Origin of the sequence: Niallia sp. FSL W8-0177 (assembly GCF_038006285.1) — a bacterium.
In the GTDB taxonomy this organism is placed as follows: Bacteria; Bacillota; Bacilli; order Bacillales; family Cytobacillaceae; genus Niallia; species Niallia circulans_A.
This window is the reverse complement of the sequence record NZ_JBBOUX010000001.1, coordinates 4,052,171-4,078,284: the sequence shown is the minus strand read 5'-3', so window position 1 is coordinate 4,078,284 and position 26,114 is coordinate 4,052,171. Positions and strand designations below refer to the sequence as shown.

Here is a 26,114-nt window from a genome sequence, read left to right as displayed (position 1 = left end):
TATCCAAATGAACAAATATATTTATATTCTTTTACTAATAGTAAGGTTAGACATCGTTTCCATTATAAATACCTTTTTGACTTAAGTTCATCAAAATAGAACCAATTTAAAGGAGGGAAATTAAAAATGACTTGGTTACATTTTATGATATTGTTTCCATTTATGTTTGCCTTAATTGTGCCTTTTATTTATAAAAGGCTGACGCCGCGAATTCATACTGGCTGGTTTGTACTGTTTGTGCCATTTCTTATTTTTATCTACCTGTTGACGTACATTCCAAAAGTGGCAAAAGGAGAGGTGTTTACTTCTACAGTTAAATGGATACCAGCCTACGGTATTAACTTTATAACCTATTTAGATGGGCTTAGCTTAGTTTTTGGATTGCTGATTGCTGGGATAGGAAGTTTAGTCATTTTATATTCTATTTTCTATTTATCAAAGCATCGCGAGGCGTTGCATAACTTCTATGTATATTTATTGTTATTTATGGGAGCGATGCTTGGGCTAGTATTGTCTGATAATTATTATGTTTTGTATGTTTTTTGGGAAATTACGAGTGTGTCGTCCTTTCTGTTAATTGCTTATTGGTATGAAAGGGACCGTTCGAGATATGGCGCACAGAAGGCAATGTTGATTACTGTTTTTGGCGGACTTGCGATGCTGGCGGGTTTGATTATGCTTTCTATTATGGCAGATACAACCAGCATAAGAGAAACGCTGCTTCAACTTGATTTAATTCAAGGCCATGCTTTATTTATACCAGCAATGATTCTCATTTTGCTAGGGGCATTTACGAAGTCTGCCCAATTTCCGTTTAGTATTTGGCTTCCTGATGCCATGGAAGCACCGACTCCAATCAGTGCTTATTTACATTCGGCAACGATGGTTAAAGCAGGAATTTATTTAGTTGCTCGTCTAACTCCTATTTTTGGCGGGACGATGGAGTGGTTTTGGATTGTTGTAGGAATAGGCATTTTTACTTTACTATATGGCTCCTTTAATGCCGTGAAGCAGACAGATTTAAAAGCATTATTAGCGTATTCAACCATTAGTCAATTAGGATTAATTATGAGTCTGCTTGGCTTGGGTTCTGCTGCAATGTATAAAGGGTTAGCTGTAGAAGAAGCAGGGCTGTATGCAACAGCGATTTTTGCAGCGATTTTTCACTTAGTAAATCATTCCACCTTTAAGGGCTCTTTATTTATGGTCGTAGGAATAATTGACCATGAAACCGGTACTCGGGATTTGCGGAGACTTGGCGGGCTTATTCACTTAATGCCAGTGTCCTTTACCCTTACTGTAATTGGCGGTTTTTCGATGGCTGGTCTTCCACCATTTAATGGTTTCCTAAGTAAAGAAATGTTCTTTACCGCTGTTGTGCAAGCATCGGAAATGGAAATATTTAATCTTCAGTATATTGGAATTTTTATTCCTATTATAGCTTGGATTGCTAGTGTATTAACGTTTGTTTATTGCATGGTATTAATTTTTAAAACATTTAGAGGGAAAAATAAAGCACCAAAACTAGATAAGGTGGTGCATGAGGCACCGATTGGCTTGTTACTCTCGCCTATCATCCTAGGTGCGCTTGTTATTCTTTTCTTCTTCATTCCAAATGTTGTCTCGAAGTTTTTGCTAAAACCAGCATTTGCAGCCGTGCTGCCAACACTTGCGCATACGGTTGAGTCGAAAAAAATTAGTGCTTTCCATGGATTTAATACAGAGCTTTGGATGACGATTGGTGTGGTGGGATTAGGCACGATACTATATTTACTTTTACGAAAATGGTATAAGATTTATCGGTTATATCCACAAGCCTTTACATTAAGTAATTTATATAATCTAGGTTTGGAATATCTGGAGAAATTCTCCAAGTCCATTACTGATTTTTATATGACTGGCTTTTTACGTGATTATTTAGTCTATATATTTGGCTTTATCATTTTAATCATTGGGGGATCCTTGTTCCTATTTAATGGTTTTACATTTGATATGTCACATGATTCACCAATTACTATCTTTGATATGGGAATAGTAATTGCAATGATAGTAAGTTCTGTTACTGTGCTGTTCTCCAAATCGAGAATTACATCTATTGTAGCGGTTGGAGCGCTAGGATTTCTTGTTTCATTTTTCTTTGTTCTTTTTAGAGCTCCAGATTTAGCACTTACGCAATTAGTAGTAGAAACGGTAACTACTGTATTATTCTTGCTGTGCTTCTATCATCTGCCGCAATTAAAGAAAGAAATTAGCAGGGTACCTTTTAAAGTGGTTAATGCCATTATTTCGATTGGCATAGGGCTAGTCGTTACACTGATTGCTCTATCTGCAAATGGAACCCATCTATTTGCTTCTATTTCAAGCTATTATGAAAACTCCTATAAACTGGCCGGCGCAAAAAATATCGTTAACGCCATTTTGGTAGATTTCCGTGGTATTGACACGATGTTAGAGATTCTTGTGCTTACAGTGGCAGGTTTGGGCGTTTATACGTTAATAAAGGTAAGACTAGTGGGAGGAGATAAGAATGAAGGAACCAAATGATATTATCATCCGAAGTGTTGCAAAGGTTGCTGTCGTCATTATCCTCACCTTTGCGATCAACCTTTTTGTCTCTGGACACCATTTTCCAGGTGGCGGATTTATTGGCGGTCTTACCTTTGCGGCAGCGATTATACTGCTTTTTCTTACCTTTGATATTGAATCCGTACGAAAGAACCTTCCTGTTGACTTTAAAGTATTAGCGGGAGTTGGCGTGTTAATCGCTGTTTTGACAGGGGTAGGGGGAATGATATTTGGGGAAGCGTTTTTAACCCAAGCCTTTGGATACTTTGATCTGCCGATTTTCGGAAAAACAGAGTTGGCAACTGCAGTCCTTTTCGATGTGGGTGTGGCTCTTGCCGTTATCGGGACCGCCATAACAATTATTATGACAATAGGGGATGATCGATAATGGAGACGTTAATGTCTATTCTTGTAGGTGTCTTATTCTCTATCGGAATCTACCTTATTTTAACAAAGACATTATTACGAATTATTTTAGGGACATCTATTCTTGGTCACGGTGTAAACTTGCTTATTATTACAATGGGTGGATTGAATAAGGGAGGGCCACCTCTCTTAGGTATAACCGATCATACTTTTGCAGATTCTCTGCCTCAGGCATTGCTGCTTACGGCCATTGTCATAAACTTTGCAACAACAGCTTTATTTTTAGTACTAAGCTACAGAGCATATAAAGTACTAGGCACCGATGATACAGATTTATTAAGGGGTAATGAGGATGAATAATATTGTCATTTTGCCGATCATCCTTCCTATCGTATTTGCGATGATCATGGTTATTTTTCGAGATAAAGTTATCCTTCATCGGATATTAAGCTTAGTAGCAGTTTTTTCTGTTTTTATTGTGGCGTGTGTTTTAATTGATCAAATTAAAACACACGGGATTCAGTCCATTCAATTAGGAGGATGGGAGGCGCCGTTTGGTGTAAGTATGGTTGCCGATATGTTTGCAGCAATTCTTGTTCTCGTTACGAGTGTTATTGGGTTTTGCTGTTTGCTGTACGCATTTCATTCGATTGGGGAACAATTGGAGAAGTATTATTTTTATCCGTTATTCTTAGTTTTGATAACAGGTGTAAACGGTTCTTTCCTTACAGGAGATATATTTAACCTATTTGTTTGTTTTGAAGTAATGCTTGTTGCTTCATATGTCCTGATTTCATTAGGAGGAACAAGGGTTCAGCTAAGAGAATCGATTAAATATATACTGATAAATATTATTTCATCCTTTCTGTTTCTCGTTGCAATTGCTTATTTATACGCCATTACGGGAACGCTAAATTTTGCTCATTTATCTGTCCGTATTGCAGAGGTTGGTCAAGGCGGGCTTATGACGACGGTAGCAATTTTATTCCTAATTGTATTTAGCTTAAAAGCTGGATTGTTTTTATTCTTCTGGCTACCAGGCTCTTATAGTGCACCACCAACAGCGATTTCTGCTATCTTTGCTGCGCTGTTAACCAAGGTAGGAATGTATGCGATTATTCGAGTGTTTACCTTGATTTTTTATCATGAAGTTCACATTACCCATTTATTAATTGGAGTTCTCGCAGCTATTACAATGACCCTTGGAGCAATTGGAGCTGTAGCCTATAGAGATATCTATAAAGTGATGACCTATAATGTGGTTATTGGTGTTGGGTTTATTTTAGCGGGTGTTGCTACGTACTCAACAGTGGGGATGACTGGTTCCATCTACTATTTCATTCATGATATGGTGATTAAGGCACTTATCTTTCTACTGGGAGGCACAATTATTCATCTGACTGGAACAAGTAAATTAGATGAGATGAGTGGATTGATTCGTTTGCACCCGCAATTAGGCTGGATGTTCTTTGTTGCAGCTTTATCCTTATCAGGAATTCCTCCACTAAGTGGATTTTTAGGAAAAATATTTATTACAGAGGGTACCTTTACTGCAGGATATTACTGGTTAGGTGCATTTGGACTGATCAGCAGCTTATTTGTCCTTTATTCTATTATGAAAGTATTTATGGCTGTGTTTTGGGGCTATACCGATTTAACACTAGAACAAGAAAAAGGGACCACGAAGGGATTAATGCTGCCAATAGCTTTCCTTACTTTCTTAACCATTGCATTAGGGATAGGGACAGAAGGGATTCATGAATATGTAGATTTGGCAGTTGAAGGCTTGATGGACCCCAATTATTATGTCAAAGCTGTTTTAAGCAATAATTAAGGGGATTTAAGTAGTAAATAGACAGAAAGGGGTGGTATCCATGCCTATGCAAATATTGATCAACTTATTAATCGGTATCATCTGGATGTTTTTACAGGACACATGGAATGTCTTAACATTTTTCACTGGTTACTTGTTCGGTATACTAGTTTTATTTATCTTGCGTCGCTATTTGCCAACTAAATTTTATTTAGAAACATTTTTTGCGGTCGTAAAGTTATTTTTTGTTTTTATTGAGCAGCTGTTTACCTCAAGTGTTGTTGTGATTAGGCAGATAACAAGGCCAAGATTAAATATTTCCCCAGGAATATTTTCGTTAGAAACGGAATTAGAGGGGGAATTGGAAGTCTCCTTACTAGCTCTATTAATGAATTTAACTCCTGGTTCTGTTGTAGTAGAGGTTACTTCCGATAATAAAAAGTTCTTTATTCATGCAATGGATATCCCTGCACAAAAGGAATCCATCTTTCGTTCAAAGGAAAAATTCGAAATGGCCATAAAGAGGGTGACTCGCTATGATTGATCAATTATTAGTTGGATCGTTAATTTTACTGATTATATCTATTCTTGCAACAATATATCGTCTTATCAAAGGACCGTCAGCCCCTGATAGAATACAGGCATTAGATAGTTTAGGAATCAATCTAATTGCAGGAGTAGCGATTTTTTCCGTTCTGCTTCGGAATACAGGTTTTTTTGAGGTGATTTTATTAATTGGAATTTTGTCGTTTATTGGAACGATTGCTTTTGCCCGATATATGGAAAGAGGTGTAGTCATTGAGCGAAAACAATCTGATTGAACTCATATCTGTTCTGCTTATATTCTGTGGCGCTATTTTTTGTTTTCTGAGTTCCCTTGGATTAATAAGACTGCCAGATGTATACACAAGATCTCATGCTGCATCCAAAGGTTCTACTATGGGAGTACTCTTTACTCTTGTTGGCACATTTGTCTTTTTTATTATAGAAGGTGTTTTTAGCATTCGCCTGTTCTTGGGAATTTTCTTTGTTTTTTTAACTTCTCCTGTCGCATCCCATGTCATCGTTCGTTCCGCTTATCGCTCAAAAGTTAAGCTTGCGGAAATAACGGTACAAGATGATCTGAATGCTGAAATGGATAAAGAAGGGATAGAAACAGTGGAAGTAATTCATAAATAAAGGGAAGAAAAAGATATAGAAGGCCAGCGATTTTTAATTGACGAATTTTTGTGGATTCTATATAGTAAGAAAAGATATACCCGTACTGAAACGGGAGAGGTTCATAGCAAATACCCTCTATAAAAAACTATGGATACATGCAATTCACGCCATGTCCATAAAGGACATGGCTTTTTTGTTTGATTCAGCTAGTTTTTCTGCGTAAGGTAAATGCCTCTCTTTTAAGCAGTGTTGGGAAACACCAAACAAGGAGGACTTTTTCATGTCAGGAAGAAAGAACGAAGAAGGATTAACAGATTTAACTTTGTTAGGAAATCAAAATACTCAATATAAAAGTGATTATGCACCAGAGGTATTAGAATCAGTGGATAATCTTCATTCGGATAGAGATTATTTTGTGAAATTTAATTGTCCTGAATTTACAAGTCTTTGCCCAATAACAGGACAGCCTGACTTTGCGACAATGTATATTTCTTATATACCAAATAAGAAAATAGTGGAAAGCAAATCTTTAAAGTTGTATTTATTTAGTTTTCGCAATCATGGAGATTTTCACGAAGACTGTGTCAATATTATTATGAATGATTTAATAAAACTGTTAGATCCAAGATATATTGAAGTATGGGGGAAATTCACTCCAAGAGGCGGAATTTCCATCGACCCATGGTGTAATTATGGAAAACCGGGCACTAAATTTGAAGAGATGGCAGCACATCGATTAATGAACCATGATATGTACCCAGAAAAGGTAGACAATCGATAAGAAAAAACCAGTCAGCGACTCGTTATGTAGAGTAGTTGACTGGTTTTCTTTTTGATTAATAAGATTATGGCAAAATATTTCCAGCTGCACGATAAATGCTGTACCATTCTTCTCTTGTTAAATAAACGTCACTTGCTTTTATGCAATCAATTAAACGATCCACATTCATTGTACCGATTACTGGCTGCATATTGGCAGGGTGACGCAATAACCAGGCAATCGCAATGGTTGTGTTACTTACTTGATACTTGCCTGCAATTTCATCAATTTGTTGATTTAATTCAGGGAATTTATCGTTGCCAAGAAAAACGCCTTCAAAGAAACCAAATTGGAATGGAGACCAAGGCTGAATCGTTATATCATGTAGTCGACAGAAGTCTAAAATGCTGCCATCACGGTTAATGGCTGAGTCATTTTCCATATTGACATTAATCCCATTAGAAATCATATTCGCATTCGTAATACTTAATTGCAATTGGTTAGCCACAATTGGCTGTTTCACATACTTTTGCAATAATTGAATCTGCATCGGATTTTGGTTCGAAACACCAAAGTGGCGAACTTTACCTGTTTGTTCCAGAATGTCGAATGCTTCTGCGACTTCTTCTGGCTCCACTAAGGCGTCTGGGCGATGGAGGAGAAGGGAGTCTAAATATTCAGTGTTCAATCTTTGCAAAATACCGTCTACTGATTGCAAAATATGTTCTTTAGAGAAATCGAACATTCCTGTTCTGATCCCGCATTTAGATTGTAAGATTATATTTTCACGAACACTTGGCGACATATTTATCGCTTCAGCAAAAATTTCTTCACAAGCTCCTTTTCCATAAATATCTGCGTGATCAAAGAAGTTAGCACCGTGTTCTAACGCAGTTTGAACAAATCGTTCTGCTTCCTTCTTTTCTAATGAATTAATACGCATACAACCAACTGCAACTACTGGTACTTCTAAGTTACTGCTACCTAGTTTGATTGTTCTCATGTTCTTCTTCCTCCTCCTATAAGAAAACGCTTTAAAAATATGTTGCTATCAGATCTAAACAAGCATTACTATTGTGCCATAGAAAGGAGATAAACGCCAAATGTAACGCTTTCAAATAAAAGAAGGAAATAAATATCTTCTTTTTGCGAAAAAGAGGATTGCTTATTTCCTTCTCTATATTCGGGCTCTTAACTTTTAATCTTCCATTGTGGAGAGATCTCCAGTAGGGAGGCCAAGTTCCCATGCTTTTAAGACACGTCTCATAATTTTTCCGCTGCGAGTTTTAGGAAGTTTTTCACAGAATTCGATTTCTCTTGGAGCAGCATGAGCAGCTAAGCCGGTTTTTACAAATAATCGTATTTGTTCTTTTAATTCATCTGTTTGCTCATAGCCATCAACCAATGCAATAAAGGCTTTGATAATTTCCCCTCGAATTGGATCTGGTTTACCGATGACACCAGCTTCTGCCACTGCTGGAAATTCGATTAATTTACTTTCCACTTCAAATGGTCCAACTCTCTCTCCAGCAGTCATAATAACATCATCGACTCGCCCTTGGAACCAGAAATATCCCTCTTCATCCATATAAGCAGAGTCTCCTGAAACATACCATTCATCATGTTGGAAATAGCTATTAAATTTTTCTTGGTTGTTCCATATTGTATGCATCATCGAAGGCCAGCCTTTTTTTATGGCTAAATTCCCCATTTGGTTTGGCGGCAGAATGTTGCCATTGTCATCTAAAATTACTGCTTCAATTCCCGGTAATGGTTTCCCCATTGAACCTAATTTAATATCCATACATGGTAAATTGCATATTAGCTGAGCACCAGTTTCCGTCATCCACCAAGTGTCATGGATACGATGTCCAAATACATCGTATCCCCATCGAATTACCTCGGGATTCAGTGGTTCGCCAACACTTAATATATGACGCAAAGAAGAGAGTGTATATTTTTCTGTTACCTCCTCTCCTGCTGCCATTAGCATTCTAAAGGAGGTAGGAGCACTATACCAAACAGTCACTCCAAAGGTTTCAACCGTTTTATACCAAATATCAGGACTAAATCGGCCTCCTGCCACAACATTTGTCGAGCCAGTAAGCCATGGTCCAAAGATTCCGTAGGAGGTACCTGTAACCCAGCCTGGATCAGCTGTGCACCAATATACATCCTCCTCTTGTAAATCTAATACCCACTTTGCCGTTTGATAATGTTGAATCATGGCATTGTGAACATGAAGCACACCTTTTGGTTTCCCCGTTGAACCAGAGGTATAGTGAAGGATTAAACCATCCTTGCGATCGACCCATTCTATGTCTAATTCTGTAGATGCTGTTTGAAAGTAATGAAGGAAATCCTTTGTTTTATCGTTTTCTTGGATGTCTTCACCGACAATAAAAATAGTTTCGAGAGCAGGTAATTCTGTATGTGGAATTCTATTTACTAGTTCAGGTGTGGTAATAATTACTTTTGCTTCACTATCATAGAGACGGTCTTTCACCGCATCTTCCATAAAGGCTTCGAATAATGGGCCGACAATAGCACCTAGTTTGATTACACCAAGTAAGGCAAAATATAATTCTGGGGAGCGAGGCATAAAAATAAACACTCGATCTCCTTTGTTTACATTTCCGATCTCCTTTAATACATTTCCAGCTTTATTGGAGAATTTTTTTAAGTCTTTAAATGTGTATGTTTCTTTTCTAGATGGATGAAAATAATGGAGGGCTACTTTATTGGCGCGGTAGTTTTCAGCGTGACGGTCAATTGCTTCATAGGCCAAATTAATTTTTCCAGTTTGATGCCATGAAAAATCCTTTTCTGCTTGGTCCCATTTGAAATGTTGGTACTGTTCCTCGTAGTTTTCAAGGTTATGTTTGCCTTTTACAGGTGGAAACGCTTCCAATTTCATTAATACATCCCCCTCATTTCAATATTTTTACAACACCATTATAATGGCTAAACACTATATATACAATTTTAATGTTGTAATTAAATAAATATTCCTACGTTTTAGAAAAATAGGGAGAATGTACGGGATAAAAGATTACTATAAAACTCCATCTTATTAGATATAGTAAATTATCAATAAAATTAGTAAATAAACAAATAAGGATATAACTTGGAACTTAAGAACAGAGTAAAACCTTTTATTAAATTTTTGAGAAGGAAGAGGCTTCTCCTTCCATTCTTCTAAATAATCATTCCTTTTTAGAATAACATGGTGGAACCGTCTGAAACTGAATGTTACTCCGTCGAAAAACCCACCCTTAGCAATATACATAAATAGAAAAATAACAATATAAAGGAAGGTTAAATAAAAGACGGAATTAATATAATGAACAAGAGAATATTCCGATGAAGAGATAAAAAAAAGTATAAATGTAAGAAAGAGATTTATAAGAAATATAACCCATTTTTTATTTTGCATAAAGTTTCACCTTTTTTAATTAAGTTTGTAATCACGAATAAACGTATTTTACCTTAACTCCAATAGAAAGTACATTTTTAGAAAAAAGGATAGAAATTCAATACTTCAGAACAGTAGTATTTTGTTTACCTTTTACACTAAAAATTAAAATAATCCACTGGTATGTGAAACAGCACTCACTAAAAAATTCTAGCATAATAAAATAATCTGCTAATATATGGAGAAAAAGTATATTGGCATATGGATATATTTTACAATATCGGGGCCTTTTGAAGTATTTTTCCCCATCTTTTTTATAATAATTTTTAGAATTTTACCAAAAAAGGAAGCGTTATCTTTATTGTTTTAATGCAGAATAGTGCCGTTTCGTCATAGTAATATTTGAAATTATCTCTATATTTAGTCTTTACAACTCTACTAGAATAATAGTATACTCACTTTAGCTTCTTTTTTAGATGTAATTTACAGAATAATATAACAATGGGGGGTCTTTTTTTAATGAAGCGCAAATTTACTTGGCTGCTTTCACTGACATTAGTGTTAAGTGTATTTTTAGCAGCATGTTCTGGCGACGACAAAGGGTCTAAAGGTTCAGATAAGTCAGCAGAAAATAAAGATGTGAAACAAGAATTAAACTTAATTAATGGAGATGCGATTCCATCCATGGATCCATCAAAGGCAACAGATGAATACGGTTTCCAATTCTTGGGAGCTACAATGGAGGGTCTTTATCGTTTAGGTAAAGATGCTAAGATAGAAAAAGGTATTGCAGAAACTCACGAAGTATCTAAAGATGGTTTAACTTGGACATTCAAGTTACGTCAAGATGCTAAATGGTCAAATGGAGACCCTGTAACGGCTAACGATTTCGTTTATGCTTGGCAGCGTGCAGTAAATCCTGAGACAGGTTCTGAATACGGTCCTTACATGATGGGTGGCGTAATCAAAAACGCTACAGAAATTAGCAAGGGCGAAAAGAAAATAGAAGAATTAGGGGTTAAAGCTGAAGACGACTATACTTTAGTTGTTGAACTTGCTCACCCAATTGCATATTTTGAATCATTAACAACTTTCGGTACATTCTTGCCATTAAATCAAAAATTTGTGGAAGAAAAAGGCGATAAATTCGCAACTAGCTCTGATACTCTCTTATCAAACGGTCCGTTCGTATTAGAAAACTGGGAAAGTGCTTCTCAAAAATGGAATCTTGCTAAGAATGATACTTACTGGGATGCAGATACTGTTAAGTTAGAAAAAATTAATTTTGTAGTAGTTAAAGATAACCAGACAATGGTTGACCTATATCAAAAAGGTGAAGTAGATCGTGCTGGATTATCTTCTGATTATGTTGATCAATTCTCTTCTGATCCTGATTATGTTACGCAACCAGATAACTCTGTTTTCTATTTTAAGATGAATCAAACAAGAAACGAAGTACTTAAAAATAAAAATCTTCGTTTAGCAATTAGTCGTGCATTTGATAAGGAAGCATTAGTTAACACTATCCTTAACAATGGTTCTTCTGTAGCTAATGGTTTAGTGCCAGCAGACTTTACTCCAATGCCAGATGGCAGTGGTGATTTCCGTAAAGTAAGTGGAGATCTTGTAACTTATGATGTAAAAGCTGCTCAAGAGTATTTTGAGAAAGCGAAAAAAGAATTAGGTAAAGATACTATTGAAGTGGAATTATTAGGTGATGATTCTGAAAGTTCTACAACAATGAATGAATATTTAGCAAATCAATTACAAACAAACCTTCCTGGTTTAAAAGTTAACTTTAAAAAGGTTCCGTTTAAACAACGTATAGCCCTTGATACAGCAATGGATTATGATCTCCAAGTTGCTGGTTGGGGTCCTGATTATCTAGATCCATATACATTCTTAAGCCTATGGATTACTGATGGCGGAAACAACCAAATGGGATACTCTAATAAAGAGTATGATAAGCTATTGGCAGATACAGCAACTACCCTTGCAACAGATAATGATGCACGTTACAAAAACTTCTTAGAAGCTGAAAAGTTATTATTTGAAGATGGTGCAATTGCTCCAATCTTCCAACGTGGTAGAGCATTCCTTTCATCTCCAAAAATCCAAAACATGATTGTTAATCCGTTTGGACCGACTTATGAATGGAAATGGACTAGTGTTGGATCAGGTAAGTAATTGATTTTCAAGAAAATTCTTGCTATGAAATAACAAGAGAGTGTATGCTTTTATAGCATATACTCTCTTATATTTTGCTGCAGGAAAATTCTGATAATATAAAAAATAAATTATTATGCTATAATATACAAAGAATAATAGGAGGTGCACAGATGACGCGATATTTACTTCGACGTATATGGTATATGTTTTTAACCCTTTTCATAATAGCAACAGTATCTTTTTTTCTTATGAAGTTTTTACCAGGAAGTCCACTTAAGGCAGAAGATAAGTTAAGTGAAGAGCAAAAAGCGATTGTCTTAGAAAAATACGGATTAGACGATCCAATCCCAGTTCAATATGTTCGTTATCTAGGAAATCTGGTACAAGGAGATTTAGGTGTGTCATTTGCTTATGATAATACACCTGTAATGGATATTTTAATGAGTAAAATAGGACCATCTGCTTTACTAGGTGCACAGGCATTAGTACTTGGCACAATAGTAGGAATTCTTCTTGGATTGATCTCATCTATTTTCCGAAATGGACCAATTGATTTTATATCAACAATTATAGCGGTATTGGGTACATCTATACCATCGTTTGTATTTGCTGGTTTATTGCAGTACTATTTTGCTGTCCAGTGGGACTTGTTACCGGTAGCATTATGGGATGGATACGAATATACAATCCTACCAACTATTGCTTTAGCAATAACTCCTCTAGCAATTTCTGCTAGATTTATTAGAACAGAAATGATTGAAGTTTTACATTCTCAGTATATTACAACTGCTCGTGCTAAAGGGGTTGCAGAGTCTGGAATCATCTTTAAGCATGGTTTACGAAATGCTTTAATTCCCTTAATAACTGTTATAGGTCCAATGGCTGTTAACTTGATGACAGGCTCATTAGTAATTGAAAAAATATTCGCAATTCCTGGAATTGGTGAGCAGTTCGTTTCATCAGTTACTGTAAATGATTATCAGACTATCATGGGAACAACACTATTATATGCATTTGCATTTGTTGTCATCATCTTAATCATTGACCTCCTTTATGGATTGATAGATCCGAGAATTAGAATTGCAGGAGGAAAGAAATAGGATGGATAAAAATAATCTAAAAAATATAGATAAAAATTTATTTAAACCTCTTAAGCAAGAAGAGAGTATTAGTGAGAGAATCACTGCTCCAAGTAGAACTTTTGGACAAGATGCGAGAAGAACTTTATTTAAAAATAAACCTGCAATTATTAGTATCTTTGTAATCCTGTTGATTATAGTCTTGAGTATATTTGGACCTTATTTCACTGGATATGATAGTAATGGTCAGGATTTGTCTCGTGCTAAATTACCTCCTAGAGTACCGGTATTGGAGAAGGTTTCTTGGCTTGGGCTGGATGGTACATTATCAGGGACTTATAAAGGTGTCTCAGTAGAGGATGCAACAAACAAGGCCTATGCTCGTTATAAGAGTGATGAAGAGTTTATTGATATTAAAGTATTAGATGAAGGTAATGGGGAAAGAAATTCAGCTTCTGTAAAAGCGACTTTCCATATTTACGACCAAAAAAAGTTAGATGATACGTATTTCTGGTTTGGTACAGATACACTTGGACGTGATCAATGGACAAGACTTTGGGAAGGAACTCGAGTTTCTCTCATTATTGCGTTTGTTGCAGCTGCGCTTGATTTATTAATAGGTGTTGCATATGGTGGTATCTCTGGCTTCTATGGTGGAAGAGTAGATAATGTTTTACAACGTATAGCAGAAGTGCTAGTGGGTATACCTAATTTAGTAATCATTTTATTAATGATGTTAATTCTAAAACCAGGTATTATTTCTATTGTTGTAGCATTAACAATTACAGGTTGGATTGGCATGTCACGTGTCGTTCGCGGTGAAGTAATGAAACTTACTAACCAGGAATTTGTTCTGGCAGCAAAAACATTAGGAACCTCAAACGGTACGATAATTAGAAAGCACTTAATTCCTAATATCAGTGGTATCATAATTGTTAACACCATGTTCTCTATTCCTGGAGCTATTTTCTTCGAAGCATTTTTAAGTTTCATCGGTTTAGGTATTGTACCACCAGACGCTTCTTTAGGTGCTTTAATTGAACTAGGATTTGCAAACTTAAGATTATACCCATATTTATTAGTATTCCCAGCAGTTGTATTATCAGTACTAATGATTGCATTTAACATTTTAGGTGATGGTTTAAGAGATGCATTTGATCCTAAGATGCATAAATAGAAAGTAGGTGTTTAATAAATGAGTAAATTATTAGAAGTCAAAGATTTAAGAGTATCATTTAACACCTACAATGGTGAGGTACAAGCTGTTCGTGGTGTTAGTTTTGATCTGAATAAAGGGGAAACATTAGCAATAGTAGGAGAATCTGGTTCTGGTAAATCGGTTACTTCTAATGCGATTATGAGACTTCTTCCTGAGCCGCAAAGTGTGATTAAAACAGGTGAAATTCTTTTTGAAGGAGAAGATCTAGTTAAGAAATCCAAAAAAGAGATGCAAAAAATTCGCGGAAAAGATATTTCAATGGTGTTTCAGGATCCGATGTCTTCTTTGAACCCAACAATGAAAATTGGAAATCAAATCATGGAAGGCTTAATTAAGCACCAAAACATGAACAAGTCTGATGCAAAAAAACGCGCCTTAGAATTACTTGAATTAGTTGGTATTCCACAGCCAGAAGTACGAATTAATCAGTTTCCGCATCAATTCTCAGGTGGAATGCGCCAACGGGTGGTTGTAGCGATTGCTCTTGCATGTAATCCGAAGATTTTAATTGCTGATGAACCAACAACAGCACTTGATGTTACAATTCAGGCACAAATTCTAGAGTTGATGAAAGATATTCAAAAGAAAACAGATAGTGCAATTATCTTTATTACTCATGATCTTGGTGTTGTGGCAAATGTGGCAGATCGTGTTGCTGTAATGTATGCTGGTAAAATTGTTGAAATTGGTACGGTAGATGATATATTCTATAATCCAAAACATCCATATACTTGGGGACTAATCGGATCTATGCCGACACTTGATAGTGACGATGAAGAGTTGTTTGCTATACCTGGTAGCCCGCCAAATATGTTAAAGCCGCCAGTCGGAGATGCGTTTGCATCTAGAAATAAATATGCACTAGAAATTGATAAAGTAATGGAGCCGCCTATGTTTAAGGTTTCAGATACTCATTATGCAGCTACGTGGTTATTGCATGAAGATGCTCCACATATGGAACCGCCAGAATCAGTTAAGCAAAGAATGTTAGGTTTCTCGCAAACTGGTAAAAAGGATGGTGGAAAACGTTGACTAGAGAAAAATTACTAGAGGTTAAGAATTTACAAAAACATTTCTCAGCTGGAAGAGATCGGGTAATAAAAGCCGTAGATGGTGTATCCTTTGATATTTTTAAAGGAGAAACCTTTGGTCTGGTTGGAGAATCTGGTTGTGGAAAGTCAACAACAGGTAGAACAATCATTCGTCTTTACGATGCAACAGGTGGAGAAGTGAAATTTGAAGGTGAAGATGTGCATGGGAAAAAATCAAAGGCAGAGCTTCGCAAATTTAACCAAAAAATGCAAATGATTTTCCAAGACCCACATTCTTCTCTAAATCCGCGTATGACAGTACTGGATATTATTGCAGAAGGAATTGATAATCATAATCTTGCAAAAACACCAGAAGAGCGTCGTCAAAGAGTTGAAGAACTCCTTGAAGTAGTAGGGTTGAATAAAGAGCATGCTACACGTTTTCCGCATGAATTCAGCGGCGGTCAAAGGCAGAGAATTGGAATTGCTCGCGCCCTAGCTGTTGAGCCAGATTTCATTATCTGTGATGAGCCTATTTCTGCATTAGACGTTTCTATTCAAGCACAGGTAGTAAATCTTTTGAAAAAGCTCCAAAAAGAGCGTGGATTGACTTATTTATTTATTGCTCATGATCTTTCCATGGTTAAATATATTAGTGATCGTATTGGTGTTATGTATATGGGTAATATGGTAGAGCTTGCAGAAGCAGATGAATTGTATGAAAACCCAATTCACCCATACACAAAATCATTACTATCCGCAATTCCACTTCCAGATCCGCGTTATGAACGTGAGCGCAAGAGAATTGCATATGATCCATCTGTACATGATACTAATGAGCCAGCTGAGTTAAGAGAAGTAACTCCAGGTCACTATGTACGCTGCACAGAGAAAGAACTAGAGAAATATAAAAGAGAATTAAGCCTTAAGAAAAACTAAGCAAATTTTAGTCTATAAAAGAAGACCCTCCCAAATAATCCTTGCCAACGTGCAAGGATTTTTTATTTCCCGAGAAATCATCTTTTATGTTTTTCCCTAATTTTTAAGAAATAATCTTCCAAAACAAAAAAATCGTATACAAATAAACGATAAAATTCGACATTGAATAAAATAAACGAATATAACAACATTTTACTTTAGTATCCATGTTATGATCGTTAAGAAAGTCCATATGAATAATGGTAGAAGTCTAAAAAATTTTAAAAAAACTACATGTCTAAGATAAAATAAAGGAAAATAAGAATGGTATAACATTTCTATAGGAGTTCATCATGATAAATCCAATATTAAAACCGCAATACGATAAAGCGATTCAACAAACAAAAAGCCATATAATGAATGATGTAAATAAGTATTTAGAGAAACAAGATCGTCTGCCTACTTTCAAACAATATATGGATGACCGAAAAGTATTTATAGAGCAGATTTGGCTAAATACTTGGCTTAATACTGCAACTAGTCATATCAAGTATGCTGAAAAGAAACAATATCTCACCAATAAAGGATTGGACATTAATGATCTTAATAAAAAGGTTATTAACCGATTATTTAGAAGTGAAATTCGTGAGGTTGAAGTATTCTGTTATGAAGAATGGTTAAGAAAAAACCTCGGGGATAAAAAAGAAGAATGGGAAAAAAGATATAAAGAAAGACGAGAAAACTATTTGCAAACCGTAGAAGAACAGAAAAATCTAGAAGCAAAACGTAAATATAAAATGAAATTCTCTTATTATATTGAGCAATTGATGGAAAAGCATTATGAAGAATTGTTTCTCTATGTTCGCTATTTAACAGGAAGTAATATTGCGCTAGAGATAGAACGGAATGGCATTGTTTTATCTTCGATGGAGTTAACCTTTGAAGAATATTTATCAAATGAAATGAATATGCCCTATAACCAATTTTACTTTTTAGAAGACCGGACAGAAGCATATGAAGATTTAATCTTTCAGCATTTAATTGACTTTTTTCCGACATGGCTGAAAGATAAATTGCCTAATCGAATAAAAGAAGAATATGAAGACATATTTGACCATTCCTTAAGCAATTCTTTTTTACTAGAAGTAAGCACGCCTTTACTGGAAGAAATAACAGAAGAGTTTCTTGAAGATTTGTTTTCTGAGTATGTAATCGATTTGGAAAAATTATTAGATATTCCTTTTGATGTAGAGATTCATAAAGAGATTATGGAAAAAGACCGTCAAAGGAAGGAACAGAAGGAAGCAGAAGATCGCGAGGAGCAAAGACGACGTAAAGAAGAAGAAGCAAGAATGATTGAGGATATATTTGGAAGAGAATATTATCCTCCAACTAATATAGATGTTAAATATATCCTTCATACTGGAGAAACAAATACTGGTAAAACATTTCAAGCAATTAAACGAATGATGGAAGCTTCCAGCGGTTTATATTTAGCGCCATTAAGATTATTAGCATTGGAAATTTATGAGAAGCTGAATCAGCAAGGAATTCCATGTTCGCTAAAAACAGGGGAAGAAGAAAAGCTTGTTCTGGAAGCTCAACATCAATCGAGTACAGTAGAAATGTTTCATGAAAAGGATTTTTACGAAGTTGTTGTCATTGATGAGGCACAAATGATTGCGGACAGAGAACGAGGATTCTCATGGTATCGTGCTATCACCAAGACAAATGCACAAGAGGTCCATATTATCGCAAGTCTGCATGCCAAAAACATGATTCTACAGTTATTAGGTGATATAGATGTAGAGGTTCATGAATATCGACGGGAGACACCGTTACAGGTAGAAAATGAGTTATTTCAATTAAGTCATACAAGAAAGGGAGACGCATTAGTGTGTTTCTCTAGAAGAAGTGTCTTAGAAACAGCCTCTGAGTTACAAAGAAAAGGGTGGCAAGTCAGTATCATCTATGGAAGTATGCCACCAGAAGCAAGAAAAAAACAAATGGAGCGCTTTATTAAGGGAGAAACGAAAGTTATTGTTTCAACAGATGCAATTGGGATGGGGCTTAATTTACCAATAAGGAGAATTGTCTTCTTAGAGAATGACAAATTTGATGGGATAAGAAGAAGGATGTTAACCTCACAGGAAGTGAAGCAGATTGCAGGTAGAGCAGGAAGAAAGGGGATATATGATATTGGGCGAGTTGCTTTCACCAGTGACCGTAAAAGGATGAAGTATTTATTAGAAAAAAGAGACGAAGACTTGTATGGATTCACAATAGCACCAACAAGTGCTGTTTTAGAAAGATTTCAAAAGTATTCCAATAATTTGGGGCTGTTCTTTTATTTATGGGGACATTTTAAAAGCCCAGAAGGAACAAGAAAGGCTTCACTAGCAGAGGAAATGCAGCTATATGAAATGATTATGGATACGATGGTCGAAGCGAGAATGTCCCTGCATGATTTATTTAGTTTTCTGAAACTACCATTCGCCACAAGTGAAGCCTCATTACGAGCGCAATGGAAAGCAAATATGGAGGCAATTGTGGAAAACAGGGATTTACCAGAACCAAAAATTAAACAAGATAGTTTGGAGGAACTGGAGCTCGGTTATAAAGCGATTGGTCTGCACTTATTATTCCTATATAGATTAGAAAGAAGGACAGAAGCCTATTATTGGGAAAAGGTAAGACAGGAATTGAGTGACCAAATAAACGATCAGTTAAAGACTGGGTTTAAAGGTAAGAAACGGACGAAGCAATGCAAGAAATGCGGGAAAGAACTATCGGCTAAGTTTAAATTTGCTGTTTGTAATGAATGTTTTTATTAGACATAAATTGATACGCATAAAGGCTTTGAATGTAAGAGAAGGGTGAGAAGTAGCAAATGCAGTCATCCTCACCCTTTGTTTTCCAGGTTGTAAAGTAATTGAAAAGCAAAGGGTTATTCAAGCACCGTTTTACTTACAAAATTATTAGTAGCAAATACAAAGCATAGGCTTGTAAAGTTAAAGCGATGAAAAAAGTAATATAAACTAGATGAAAAAGAAGAAAATAGAACAAATTCCCTTTTCATTTTTATTGTAAATACTATACTATTAAAATAGAAAATAAGTTAAGGAAGGTAATCAAATGGATTCTAAATTTAAGTTTGGCATTCGCTCCAAAATTATCCTTGGTTACATTGTTATCATTCTTTGCTTACTTGTGTCAGTAATTTTACTAAATAATCAAATACGCTCCCTTCAACAGGAACGTAATTCGATTATCAATTACGATTCTCGCATACATGAACTTACATCTTCTATTGAGAAAAGTGTATTAGATATGGAGACAGGTCAGCGTGGATACATAATCACAGGTAACCAAAGTTACTTAATTCCGTATAATGATGGGAAGGAAAATTGGAAAGAGCAATTTGAGGAATTGTATCAATTAATGAGTAATAAACCTGCACAACAGCGGAATTTACTCGAAATAAAGGAAAATATTTTGAATTGGATTAATACGGCTGGTGAGCCAACCATCCAATATAAAGCACAAAATAATACAGAAGCTCTTGAAGAATTTTTCAAAGAGGATAATGGACGAGATTATATAAACGAGATTACAGAAAAATTTACGAATCTTAGAGATACAGAGAAGGATGCATCGGCCAAGCAGGCAACAAAGCTGGACAAACAAAATAATGGTTTAACAGTAGGACTATTCGGCGTATTAGTCTTGATTTCACTTGTTGCTATTAGTCTGGCTGGACAAACTTCTAAATCGATTGTTAGAACAATAAAGGAAGTAACAGGATCTATTAAAACAATCGCTGCCTCTAAAGGAAATGTCAGTACTCGTATTCATGTCCGGACAAACGATGAAATAAGAGAGCTTGCAGAAGCGACAAATAGCCTCCTTGATACAGTTGAACAGAGAGAATGGTTACAGTCGAACGTTGCTGATATTGTGATGAAATTTCAAGGAATTCCTTCTATTGAATTGTTAACTAGTGTGTTTATAACAGAAATAGCGCTAAAAACAAATGCAAGCTTTGGAGCCTTTTATGTAAAAGACGCCCAACAGAAAAAAGAAACCTACATAAAAATGGCAACATTTGCTGAATCTGGAGATACGATTGGACGAGAGACCTTCCAAATAGGAGAAGGCCTAATTGGTCAAAGTGCTAAAGAACAGCGTGTTCTTCATTATCAAGAAATCCCAAGTGATTATCGCTTAATTGCAACAGGGTTAGGGGATGTTTCTCCACGTAGTATTATCATTGTACCTGTTATGTTTGAGGGGGAGGCTATTGCTGTACTTGAACTTGCTACAATGACAGAATTTACAACCCTTCAACAAAATCTCATTACTGGGATAGTGGAGACATTTGGATTAACGATTAATAGTATTATGGGTAGAATGGAAATCGTTCGCTTATTAAATGAATCTAGAGCAATGACGGAAGAGTTACAAGTTCAATCAGAAGAGCTACAAACACAGTCAGAAGAATTACAGTCACAATCAGAAGAGCTGCAAATGCAAAAAGAAGAGCTGATGGCTACTAATGAACAGCTTGAAGATCGAACAAGGGAAGCAGAAGCCAAGACGAGGGATTTAGAAAAAGCAAAAGAGGAATTAGAAGAGAAAACAGAGTTGGTTATTCAAAATTCTAATTATAAATCAGAGTTTTTAGCTAATATGTCCCACGAATTAAGAACACCGCTAAATAGTATTCTAATTCTTTCAGAAATGTTAGCGGAGAATGATTCGAATCATCTATCGGAAGAAGAAATGGAGTTTGCGAATGTTATTCATTCCTCTGGTAAAGATCTTCTTTCGCTTATAAATGATATTCTTGATCTTTCCAAGGTAGAAGCAGGCAAGCTTGATGTTCATTTTGGAGAAGTAAGCATTCATGATATTACTTCACAATTGGAGCGAAGCTTCGCGCCTATCGCTAACCAGAAGGAAGTAGAATTTTTAGTAAACAAACAGGAAGGTCTCCAAGACATCGTATTTACAGATGAAAAGAGATTCCAACAAATTATTAAAAATCTATTATCCAATGCCTTTAAATTTACGGAAAACGGAACAGTTTCCTTAAATATTAAGAAGAGAAATCAGATTAGCCGCAGTATGAGAGAATTAAGTAGTGAGTGGCTGGAAATTTCCGTAACGGACACTGGGATTGGCATCCCGAAAGATAAACATAAATTAATCTTTGAAACATTCCAGCAAGCAGATGGCGCCACTGTACGTAAATATGGAGGTACTGGTTTAGGTCTTTCCATTTGTAGAGAGTTTGCTAGATTGCTAGGTGGTTGGATTTCCTTGAAGAGTGAGGAAGGTAAGGGCAGTACTTTTACCCTCATTATTCCAAGTCTTCCGAATGGAATAGCAGACACCCAACTTAATATTAGTGAGATGAATGTAGCTGCTACTATGGAAGTGAAAAAGCAAGAAGCTCGACAAGAAATAGATAAGGAAGAACAGAAACAGGAAGAAGAAAGAAAAACAGAAATTGTGATTTCTAAGGATGAGAACGAGGATGTGTTTAAAGGGAAAAAGGTATTGATTGTAGACGATGATAATCGAAATATCTTTGCTCTTAAAACGACTCTTGAAAAAAGAGGAATGGATGTTCTTGTTGCCTATAACGGAAAGGAATGCTTAGACATTCTGGATAGAACTATAGATTTGGATGTTATCCTAATGGATATTATGATGCCGAATATGAATGGATATGAAACCATGACAATTATCCGTCAAACGTTGAATCTGACAGAGATACCAATTATCGCATTAACGGCAAAGGCGATGAAGAATGACCGTGAAAAATGTTTAGAGGCGGGAGCATCTGATTATATCAGTAAGCCGTTAGATTTGGATCAATTATACTCCGTCTTAAGAGTATGGTTAGCTTAGCTAAGTAAGGAGGAACGGAGATGGATCATCTATTCCTGAATAATGATCAAGAGGTAGAGAATCAAGATCATGCAGACATCGAAGTAGATCTGCTGCTTGAAGGGATTTTTCGATTATCAGGTTTTGATTTTCGTCAATATAACCGATCTTCTATTACACGCAGAATCTACTATAGAATGAAAATGGATAATATTCCTACGATTACGAGATTGCTGGAAAGAGTGATTCATGAAGAGGCATTCCTTGAACAACTTCTTAATGATTTTTCTATCAATGTAACAGAAATGTTTAGGAATCCAAGCTTTTTTCGTTCTTTTAGAGCGCAAATCATCCCGTATTTACGAAAGCTTGAAGAAATTCGGATATGGCATGCTGGTTGTGCTACTGGCGAAGAAGTCTTTTCTATGGCCATTTTATTAGAAGAAGAGGGTTTAAAGGATAAGGCGGTTATTTATGCAACAGACATGAATGAAACCGTGCTGGAAAAGGCAAGCAAAGGTGCATTTCCTCTCCACAAAATGCAAGCATATACGAAAAATTATATGCTTGCTGGTGGGACAAATGCCTTCTCAGAATATTATAAAACCGATCATCAATATGCTTATTTTCATTCTGATTTGTTGAAAAATATTATTTTTGCGCAGCATAATCTAGTAACAGATCAATCCTTTAATGAATTTCATGTTATTATTTGTAGAAATGTACTGATTTACTTTAATCCAATGCTTCAGAACCAAGTTCATCACCTATTTTATGAGAGTTTAAGTAAAGAAGGATTTCTAGGTTTAGGGGATAAAGAGACATTGAGTTTTGTTGAAGTAATGCCAAAATATAGAGAGCTTAATGGCGGAGAAAGACTTTATCAAAAGCTTTATTAAGGTTCATCGACCAGCTCTACTTCTTTGTTATAATGAAAGGGGATTTCTTCATAGAAGAAACCCCCTTTTTTAAAAGATAAGAAAGTATAAAAATTTGGGTCTACCACAGTCATTTAAGCTGTGGTATTTTCATTTTATGGAGACCAATATATTGAGAAGAATATTTTTTGATAAACACCAACATTGGGAAGCTTTCAAAAGAAAACACGGTGCTAAAATCCGCCCTATCGTAATTAAGGAGGTTGAGAAATTTCGAGATTGTGGGGATATCAAAAATGGATTTAAGTTATTTGTGTGTGAAGGTTGTCATGATGTGCGAAAGGTTCCTTACCGATGTAAAGGTCGATTTTGTACCACGTGCTCTGTTGGAGAAAGTGAAGAATGGAGTAGGTTACTTACTGAAGATGTTCTTCAGGTTAATCATCGGCACGTAATTTTTACGATTGATGAAGGACTAAGAGATGTATTTCTCCTTCACCGACATCTATTAAAAGATTTAATGGATGCTTCTGCAAGACTACTTACTGACTTCTTCAAAAAGAAAGCAAAGGTAACACCTGGGATTATTGCTGGACTCCACACTTTTGGTTCAAGGGTCAACTTCAATCCTCACGTACATATGTTAGTTACAATGGGTGGATTAACAGAAAAAGGAGAATGGAAGCAGTATGATTTCTTGCCATTTACGATGCTTCGTAAACAATGGCAAACGGTCGTATTAAAATTAATTAGAAACGGAGTTTCACCAAGAGAAAAGAAAAGAATCCAACCAAGACTTCAAAAGGCGTTCACCAATAATGGCGAAGGCTTCTATGTGTATGCACCTAAACAGAGGGGAAAAATAAAAGAACAACTTCGTTATATTGGCCGTTATATTCGTCGACCAGCGATTGGAATCAATCGGATTGAGGCATATGATGGGCAATTCGTTACGTTCAAATATAAGGATAAAACTGACGGAAAAGACAAATCCGAAACCGTAAGTGTCGAAGAATTTATTTCACGTTTAATTCGCCATATCCCAGACGAGCAATTTAAAACTATTCGGCATTACGGTATGTATTCAAGAAGATCAAAAAACTTGTGTAAAAAAGTGTTGAGTACTTGGCAACAAAAAGCAAGACGTTGGGTTGTAAAAGTTAAGAAAACCTTACGTCGCCAGACGTGGCGTGAAAGAATAGTAGCCAGTGGCAAGAAAGACCCTCTCGTTTGTCAGAGGTGTGAATGTTACTATGAATACAAGGGAGAAGTCTGCCTTGAAAATGGTAAATTAGAAATAAAGGTAGCCTTATGCAAAACTACAAGAGCTTATTTAGAAAGGATGATTAACGATCTCACCGGTATCAAAAACCCGCAAAAAGGGAAAGAAAAAGAAGAAAAACATAAGCCTAAACCAGTCCAAGCAACAGAGCGTCAGCTATGTTTGTTTGGCGTGTCATGAGAAAGAAGAGATTCCTATTAACGTGGTAAGGGATTTCGATTTAATGGATGATGGAGATCCGACAACTCCTCCTATGTTTGCATGTGAAAAATGTGGGGGTGAAATGTATCCTGAGTATTATAAAGGGGTACATGGCATAGAGTACAAATTATCGGATATTCTCTAACCATGAAAAGGACCGGGCTATGCCCGGTTTTTCTTATTTATTTATGTAAATAATCAACAATACTATGTCAGTTACTTGCTTTTGCCTGGATCATTAAGACACACATATCATCTGGTTGATTAGACTGCTGTTCTTTTGTAAGTAAATAATCCATTACAGAACTAGTATGTTCCCATCTTTTGGAGGAAATAGAGCGGATTTGTTTTTCTGCCTCGAATTCACAAGGGCCTATCGCTTCCAATACTCCATCTGTATAAAGAATGATTTGGACATCTTTCTCAAAGGAAATCTCCTTTGTATTAATTTCCATTTCGTCAAAAAATCCTACTGCACAAGTACTTTGTTCTAAGGCAACAACATCATTTTCATCAACTAGCATATAGCCATAAGGATGCCCAGCATTAACATACTTAACTGTCTTCTCCTTTGTGTCAATTACTAGATAAATAGCTGTAAAGTAAAAAGGCAGCCCTTCTTTATCATTTTTTAGTAAAGTCATATAGCGATTTAATTCTTTTATAACAAGGTCAGGCTCTACTAATTGTTTAACGGATTCTCTTAGGACAGAGGAGATAAACATGCATACTAAAGAGGCAGAAATGCCGTGCCCCATCATATCTAAAAGGATAATGGCATATTTATCTTCATCTATTTTATGCCAATAATACATATCACCTGCAAGGTTAAAAGAAGGCAGGTAAGAAACTTCAATATGCATATGCTCGTCTTGTAAAGGTGAGCTTAATAGGCTTCTTTGTACATGAGTGGCTAAGTCTAATTCATATTGAATCTTTTTTTCATGTTGGGTATGCCAATCCAGTTCGGCTTTTAATCGCAATGCAACGCGTATTCTTGCGAGGAGTTCAATTTTATTTAGAGGTTTTGTGATATAATCTACGCCGCCAATATCTAACGCTTCTGCGAGTTTATTTTTATCTTCTAATGCTGTGACAAAGATAATCTGAATATCTTTGAGATTTTCCACTTTTTTAATGCGTTTACAAGCTTCAATGCCATCAATCTCTGGCATCATAATATCAAGTAATATTAAGTCCACACTATTCCCTGTGGAGTTAGGAGCATCAAGTTGTAGATAATGAAATAATTCATTAGCTGAGGTTAGCGAGACGCAATCATCGTAACCAGCATTTTTAAGTATTTTTTCCATTACAAATAGATTGACAGTATTGTCATCTACTAAAAGAATAGTCATAATT

22 protein-coding genes and 1 riboswitch are annotated in these 26,114 nt (G+C 35.9%); of the genes, 18 read left to right on the top strand and 4 right to left on the bottom strand.

What is annotated here, in order from left to right; genetic code table 11:
- Positions 1-126: 126 nt before the first annotated feature.
- The 8 genes from NST77_RS19785 to queF all read left to right on the top strand — a co-directional run bounded on the left by NST77_RS19785 (position 127) and on the right by queF (position 6,686).
- Positions 127-2,544, top strand: coding sequence for a Na+/H+ antiporter subunit A (locus NST77_RS19785; protein WP_163188396.1), 2,418 nt, complete (start codon positions 127-129; stop codon positions 2,542-2,544).
- Positions 2,528-2,953 carry a Na(+)/H(+) antiporter subunit B gene (locus tag NST77_RS19780; protein WP_047940926.1) on the top strand — a complete coding sequence of 142 codons (426 nt, stop codon included), beginning with the start codon at positions 2,528-2,530 and terminating at the stop codon, positions 2,951-2,953. Before NST77_RS19785 ends, NST77_RS19780 begins: the two co-directional genes overlap by 17 nt.
- Positions 2,953-3,291, top strand: coding sequence for a Na(+)/H(+) antiporter subunit C (locus tag NST77_RS19775; protein WP_047940925.1), 339 nt, complete (start codon positions 2,953-2,955; stop codon positions 3,289-3,291). Before NST77_RS19780 ends, NST77_RS19775 begins: the two co-directional genes overlap by 1 nt.
- Positions 3,284-4,765, top strand: a complete 1,482-nt coding sequence (locus NST77_RS19770) for a Na+/H+ antiporter subunit D (RefSeq protein WP_172859111.1) — start codon at positions 3,284-3,286, stop codon at positions 4,763-4,765. Before NST77_RS19775 ends, NST77_RS19770 begins: the two co-directional genes overlap by 8 nt.
- A gap of 40 nt (positions 4,766-4,805) precedes the next feature.
- Entirely contained in the window at positions 4,806-5,288 is a 483-nt protein-coding gene (locus NST77_RS19765; protein WP_047940923.1) for a Na+/H+ antiporter subunit E, read from the top strand.
- A complete protein-coding gene (locus tag NST77_RS19760; protein WP_047940922.1) occupies positions 5,281-5,565 on the top strand; it encodes a Na(+)/H(+) antiporter subunit F1 in 285 nt (94 codons plus the stop codon). The genes NST77_RS19765 and NST77_RS19760 overlap by 8 nt, the downstream gene beginning before the upstream one ends.
- Positions 5,543-5,923 carry a monovalent cation/H(+) antiporter subunit G gene (mnhG, locus tag NST77_RS19755; RefSeq protein WP_163188390.1) on the top strand — a complete coding sequence of 127 codons (381 nt, stop codon included), beginning with the start codon at positions 5,543-5,545 and terminating at the stop codon, positions 5,921-5,923. The genes NST77_RS19760 and mnhG overlap by 23 nt, the downstream gene beginning before the upstream one ends.
- A 90-nt stretch (positions 5,924-6,013) precedes the next feature.
- Positions 6,014-6,060, top strand: a riboswitch (PreQ1 riboswitch).
- Positions 6,061-6,185: 125 nt separating this feature from the next.
- Positions 6,186-6,686 carry a preQ(1) synthase gene (queF, locus tag NST77_RS19750; protein WP_047940920.1) on the top strand — a complete coding sequence of 167 codons (501 nt, stop codon included), beginning with the start codon at positions 6,186-6,188 and terminating at the stop codon, positions 6,684-6,686.
- 64 nt (positions 6,687-6,750) lie between these two features.
- Here queF and NST77_RS19745 read toward each other — a convergent pair whose 3' ends face one another.
- The 3 genes from NST77_RS19745 to NST77_RS19735 form a co-directional block, all read right to left on the bottom strand.
- Complete coding sequence (locus NST77_RS19745; protein ID WP_172859112.1) at positions 6,751-7,668, bottom strand: aldo/keto reductase; 918 nt, start codon at positions 7,666-7,668, stop codon at positions 6,751-6,753.
- 195 nt (positions 7,669-7,863) lie between these two features.
- Positions 7,864-9,582, bottom strand: coding sequence for an acetate--CoA ligase (gene acsA, locus NST77_RS19740; protein ID WP_163188386.1), 1,719 nt, complete (start codon positions 9,580-9,582; stop codon positions 7,864-7,866).
- A 156-nt stretch (positions 9,583-9,738) separates the two neighbouring features.
- On the bottom strand, positions 9,739-10,101 hold the full coding sequence (locus NST77_RS19735; RefSeq protein WP_163188384.1) for a DUF3899 domain-containing protein: 363 nt from the start codon (positions 10,099-10,101) through the stop codon (positions 9,739-9,741).
- 498 nt (positions 10,102-10,599) lie between these two features.
- Here NST77_RS19735 and NST77_RS19730 point away from each other — a divergent pair, with 498 nt between their 5' ends.
- The 10 genes from NST77_RS19730 (at position 10,600) to NST77_RS19685 (ending at position 24,897) form a co-directional block, all read left to right on the top strand.
- A complete protein-coding gene (locus NST77_RS19730) occupies positions 10,600-12,267 on the top strand; it encodes a peptide ABC transporter substrate-binding protein (RefSeq protein ID WP_163188382.1) in 1,668 nt (555 codons plus the stop codon).
- Between the two features lie 152 nt (positions 12,268-12,419).
- Positions 12,420-13,349, top strand: a complete 930-nt coding sequence (opp3b, locus tag NST77_RS19725) for an oligopeptide ABC transporter permease (RefSeq protein WP_163188380.1) — start codon at positions 12,420-12,422, stop codon at positions 13,347-13,349.
- Position 13,350: 1 nt separating this feature from the next.
- A complete protein-coding gene (gene opp3C, locus NST77_RS19720) occupies positions 13,351-14,505 on the top strand; it encodes an oligopeptide ABC transporter permease (protein WP_163188378.1) in 1,155 nt (384 codons plus the stop codon).
- Between the two features lie 18 nt (positions 14,506-14,523).
- On the top strand, positions 14,524-15,579 hold the full coding sequence (locus NST77_RS19715; RefSeq protein ID WP_095329408.1) for an ABC transporter ATP-binding protein: 1,056 nt from the start codon (positions 14,524-14,526) through the stop codon (positions 15,577-15,579).
- Positions 15,576-16,517 carry an ABC transporter ATP-binding protein gene (locus tag NST77_RS19710; protein ID WP_095329409.1) on the top strand — a complete coding sequence of 314 codons (942 nt, stop codon included), beginning with the start codon at positions 15,576-15,578 and terminating at the stop codon, positions 16,515-16,517. The genes NST77_RS19715 and NST77_RS19710 overlap by 4 nt, the downstream gene beginning before the upstream one ends.
- A gap of 332 nt (positions 16,518-16,849) precedes the next feature.
- On the top strand, positions 16,850-19,330 hold the full coding sequence (locus NST77_RS19705) for a DEAD/DEAH box helicase (protein ID WP_172859490.1): 2,481 nt from the start codon (positions 16,850-16,852) through the stop codon (positions 19,328-19,330).
- Positions 19,331-19,631: 301 nt separating this feature from the next.
- The gene (locus NST77_RS19700) at positions 19,632-22,412 is read left to right on the top strand and encodes an ATP-binding protein (RefSeq protein WP_163188377.1); all 2,781 of its coding nucleotides are present in this window, start codon (positions 19,632-19,634) and stop codon (positions 22,410-22,412) included.
- Between the two features lie 20 nt (positions 22,413-22,432).
- Positions 22,433-23,290: a CheR family methyltransferase gene (locus NST77_RS19695; protein WP_123258560.1), complete on the top strand. Its 858-nt coding sequence runs from the start codon at positions 22,433-22,435 to the stop codon at positions 23,288-23,290.
- A 136-nt stretch (positions 23,291-23,426) separates the two neighbouring features.
- On the top strand, positions 23,427-24,731 hold the full coding sequence (locus NST77_RS19690) for an IS91 family transposase (protein ID WP_083967595.1): 1,305 nt from the start codon (positions 23,427-23,429) through the stop codon (positions 24,729-24,731).
- 22 nt (positions 24,732-24,753) lie between these two features.
- Positions 24,754-24,897, top strand: coding sequence for a hypothetical protein (locus NST77_RS19685; RefSeq protein WP_341122616.1), 144 nt, complete (start codon positions 24,754-24,756; stop codon positions 24,895-24,897).
- 67 nt (positions 24,898-24,964) lie between these two features.
- Here the strand turns inward: NST77_RS19685 and NST77_RS19680 are convergent, their stop codons facing one another.
- Complete coding sequence (locus tag NST77_RS19680; protein WP_095329412.1) at positions 24,965-26,110, bottom strand: fused response regulator/phosphatase; 1,146 nt, start codon at positions 26,108-26,110, stop codon at positions 24,965-24,967.
- Between the last annotated feature and the right edge of the window lie 4 nt (positions 26,111-26,114).

Coding starts and splice junctions, on each gene's coding strand:
- NST77_RS19700 (WP_163188377.1), top strand. CDS start 19,632: ATGGATTCTAAATTTAAGTTTGGCATTCGCTCCAAAATTATCCTTGGT.
- NST77_RS19775 (WP_047940925.1), top strand. CDS start 2,953: ATGGAGACGTTAATGTCTATTCTTGTAGGTGTCTTATTCTCTATCGGA.
- NST77_RS19765 (WP_047940923.1), top strand. CDS start 4,806: ATGCCTATGCAAATATTGATCAACTTATTAATCGGTATCATCTGGATG.
- queF (WP_047940920.1), top strand. CDS start 6,186: ATGTCAGGAAGAAAGAACGAAGAAGGATTAACAGATTTAACTTTGTTA.
- NST77_RS19715 (WP_095329408.1), top strand. CDS start 14,524: ATGAGTAAATTATTAGAAGTCAAAGATTTAAGAGTATCATTTAACACC.
- NST77_RS19785 (WP_163188396.1), top strand. CDS start 127: ATGACTTGGTTACATTTTATGATATTGTTTCCATTTATGTTTGCCTTA.
- NST77_RS19680 (WP_095329412.1), bottom strand. CDS start 26,110: ATGACTATTCTTTTAGTAGATGACAATACTGTCAATCTATTTGTAATG.
- NST77_RS19770 (WP_172859111.1), top strand. CDS start 3,284: ATGAATAATATTGTCATTTTGCCGATCATCCTTCCTATCGTATTTGCG.
- NST77_RS19735 (WP_163188384.1), bottom strand. CDS start 10,101: ATGCAAAATAAAAAATGGGTTATATTTCTTATAAATCTCTTTCTTACA.
- NST77_RS19690 (WP_083967595.1), top strand. CDS start 23,427: ATGGAGACCAATATATTGAGAAGAATATTTTTTGATAAACACCAACAT.
- NST77_RS19730 (WP_163188382.1), top strand. CDS start 10,600: ATGAAGCGCAAATTTACTTGGCTGCTTTCACTGACATTAGTGTTAAGT.
- opp3C (WP_163188378.1), top strand. CDS start 13,351: ATGGATAAAAATAATCTAAAAAATATAGATAAAAATTTATTTAAACCT.
- acsA (WP_163188386.1), bottom strand. CDS start 9,582: ATGAAATTGGAAGCGTTTCCACCTGTAAAAGGCAAACATAACCTTGAA.
- NST77_RS19745 (WP_172859112.1), bottom strand. CDS start 7,668: ATGAGAACAATCAAACTAGGTAGCAGTAACTTAGAAGTACCAGTAGTT.
- NST77_RS19780 (WP_047940926.1), top strand. CDS start 2,528: ATGAAGGAACCAAATGATATTATCATCCGAAGTGTTGCAAAGGTTGCT.
- opp3b (WP_163188380.1), top strand. CDS start 12,420: ATGACGCGATATTTACTTCGACGTATATGGTATATGTTTTTAACCCTT.
- NST77_RS19760 (WP_047940922.1), top strand. CDS start 5,281: ATGATTGATCAATTATTAGTTGGATCGTTAATTTTACTGATTATATCT.
- NST77_RS19705 (WP_172859490.1), top strand. CDS start 16,850: ATGATAAATCCAATATTAAAACCGCAATACGATAAAGCGATTCAACAA.
- NST77_RS19695 (WP_123258560.1), top strand. CDS start 22,433: ATGGATCATCTATTCCTGAATAATGATCAAGAGGTAGAGAATCAAGAT.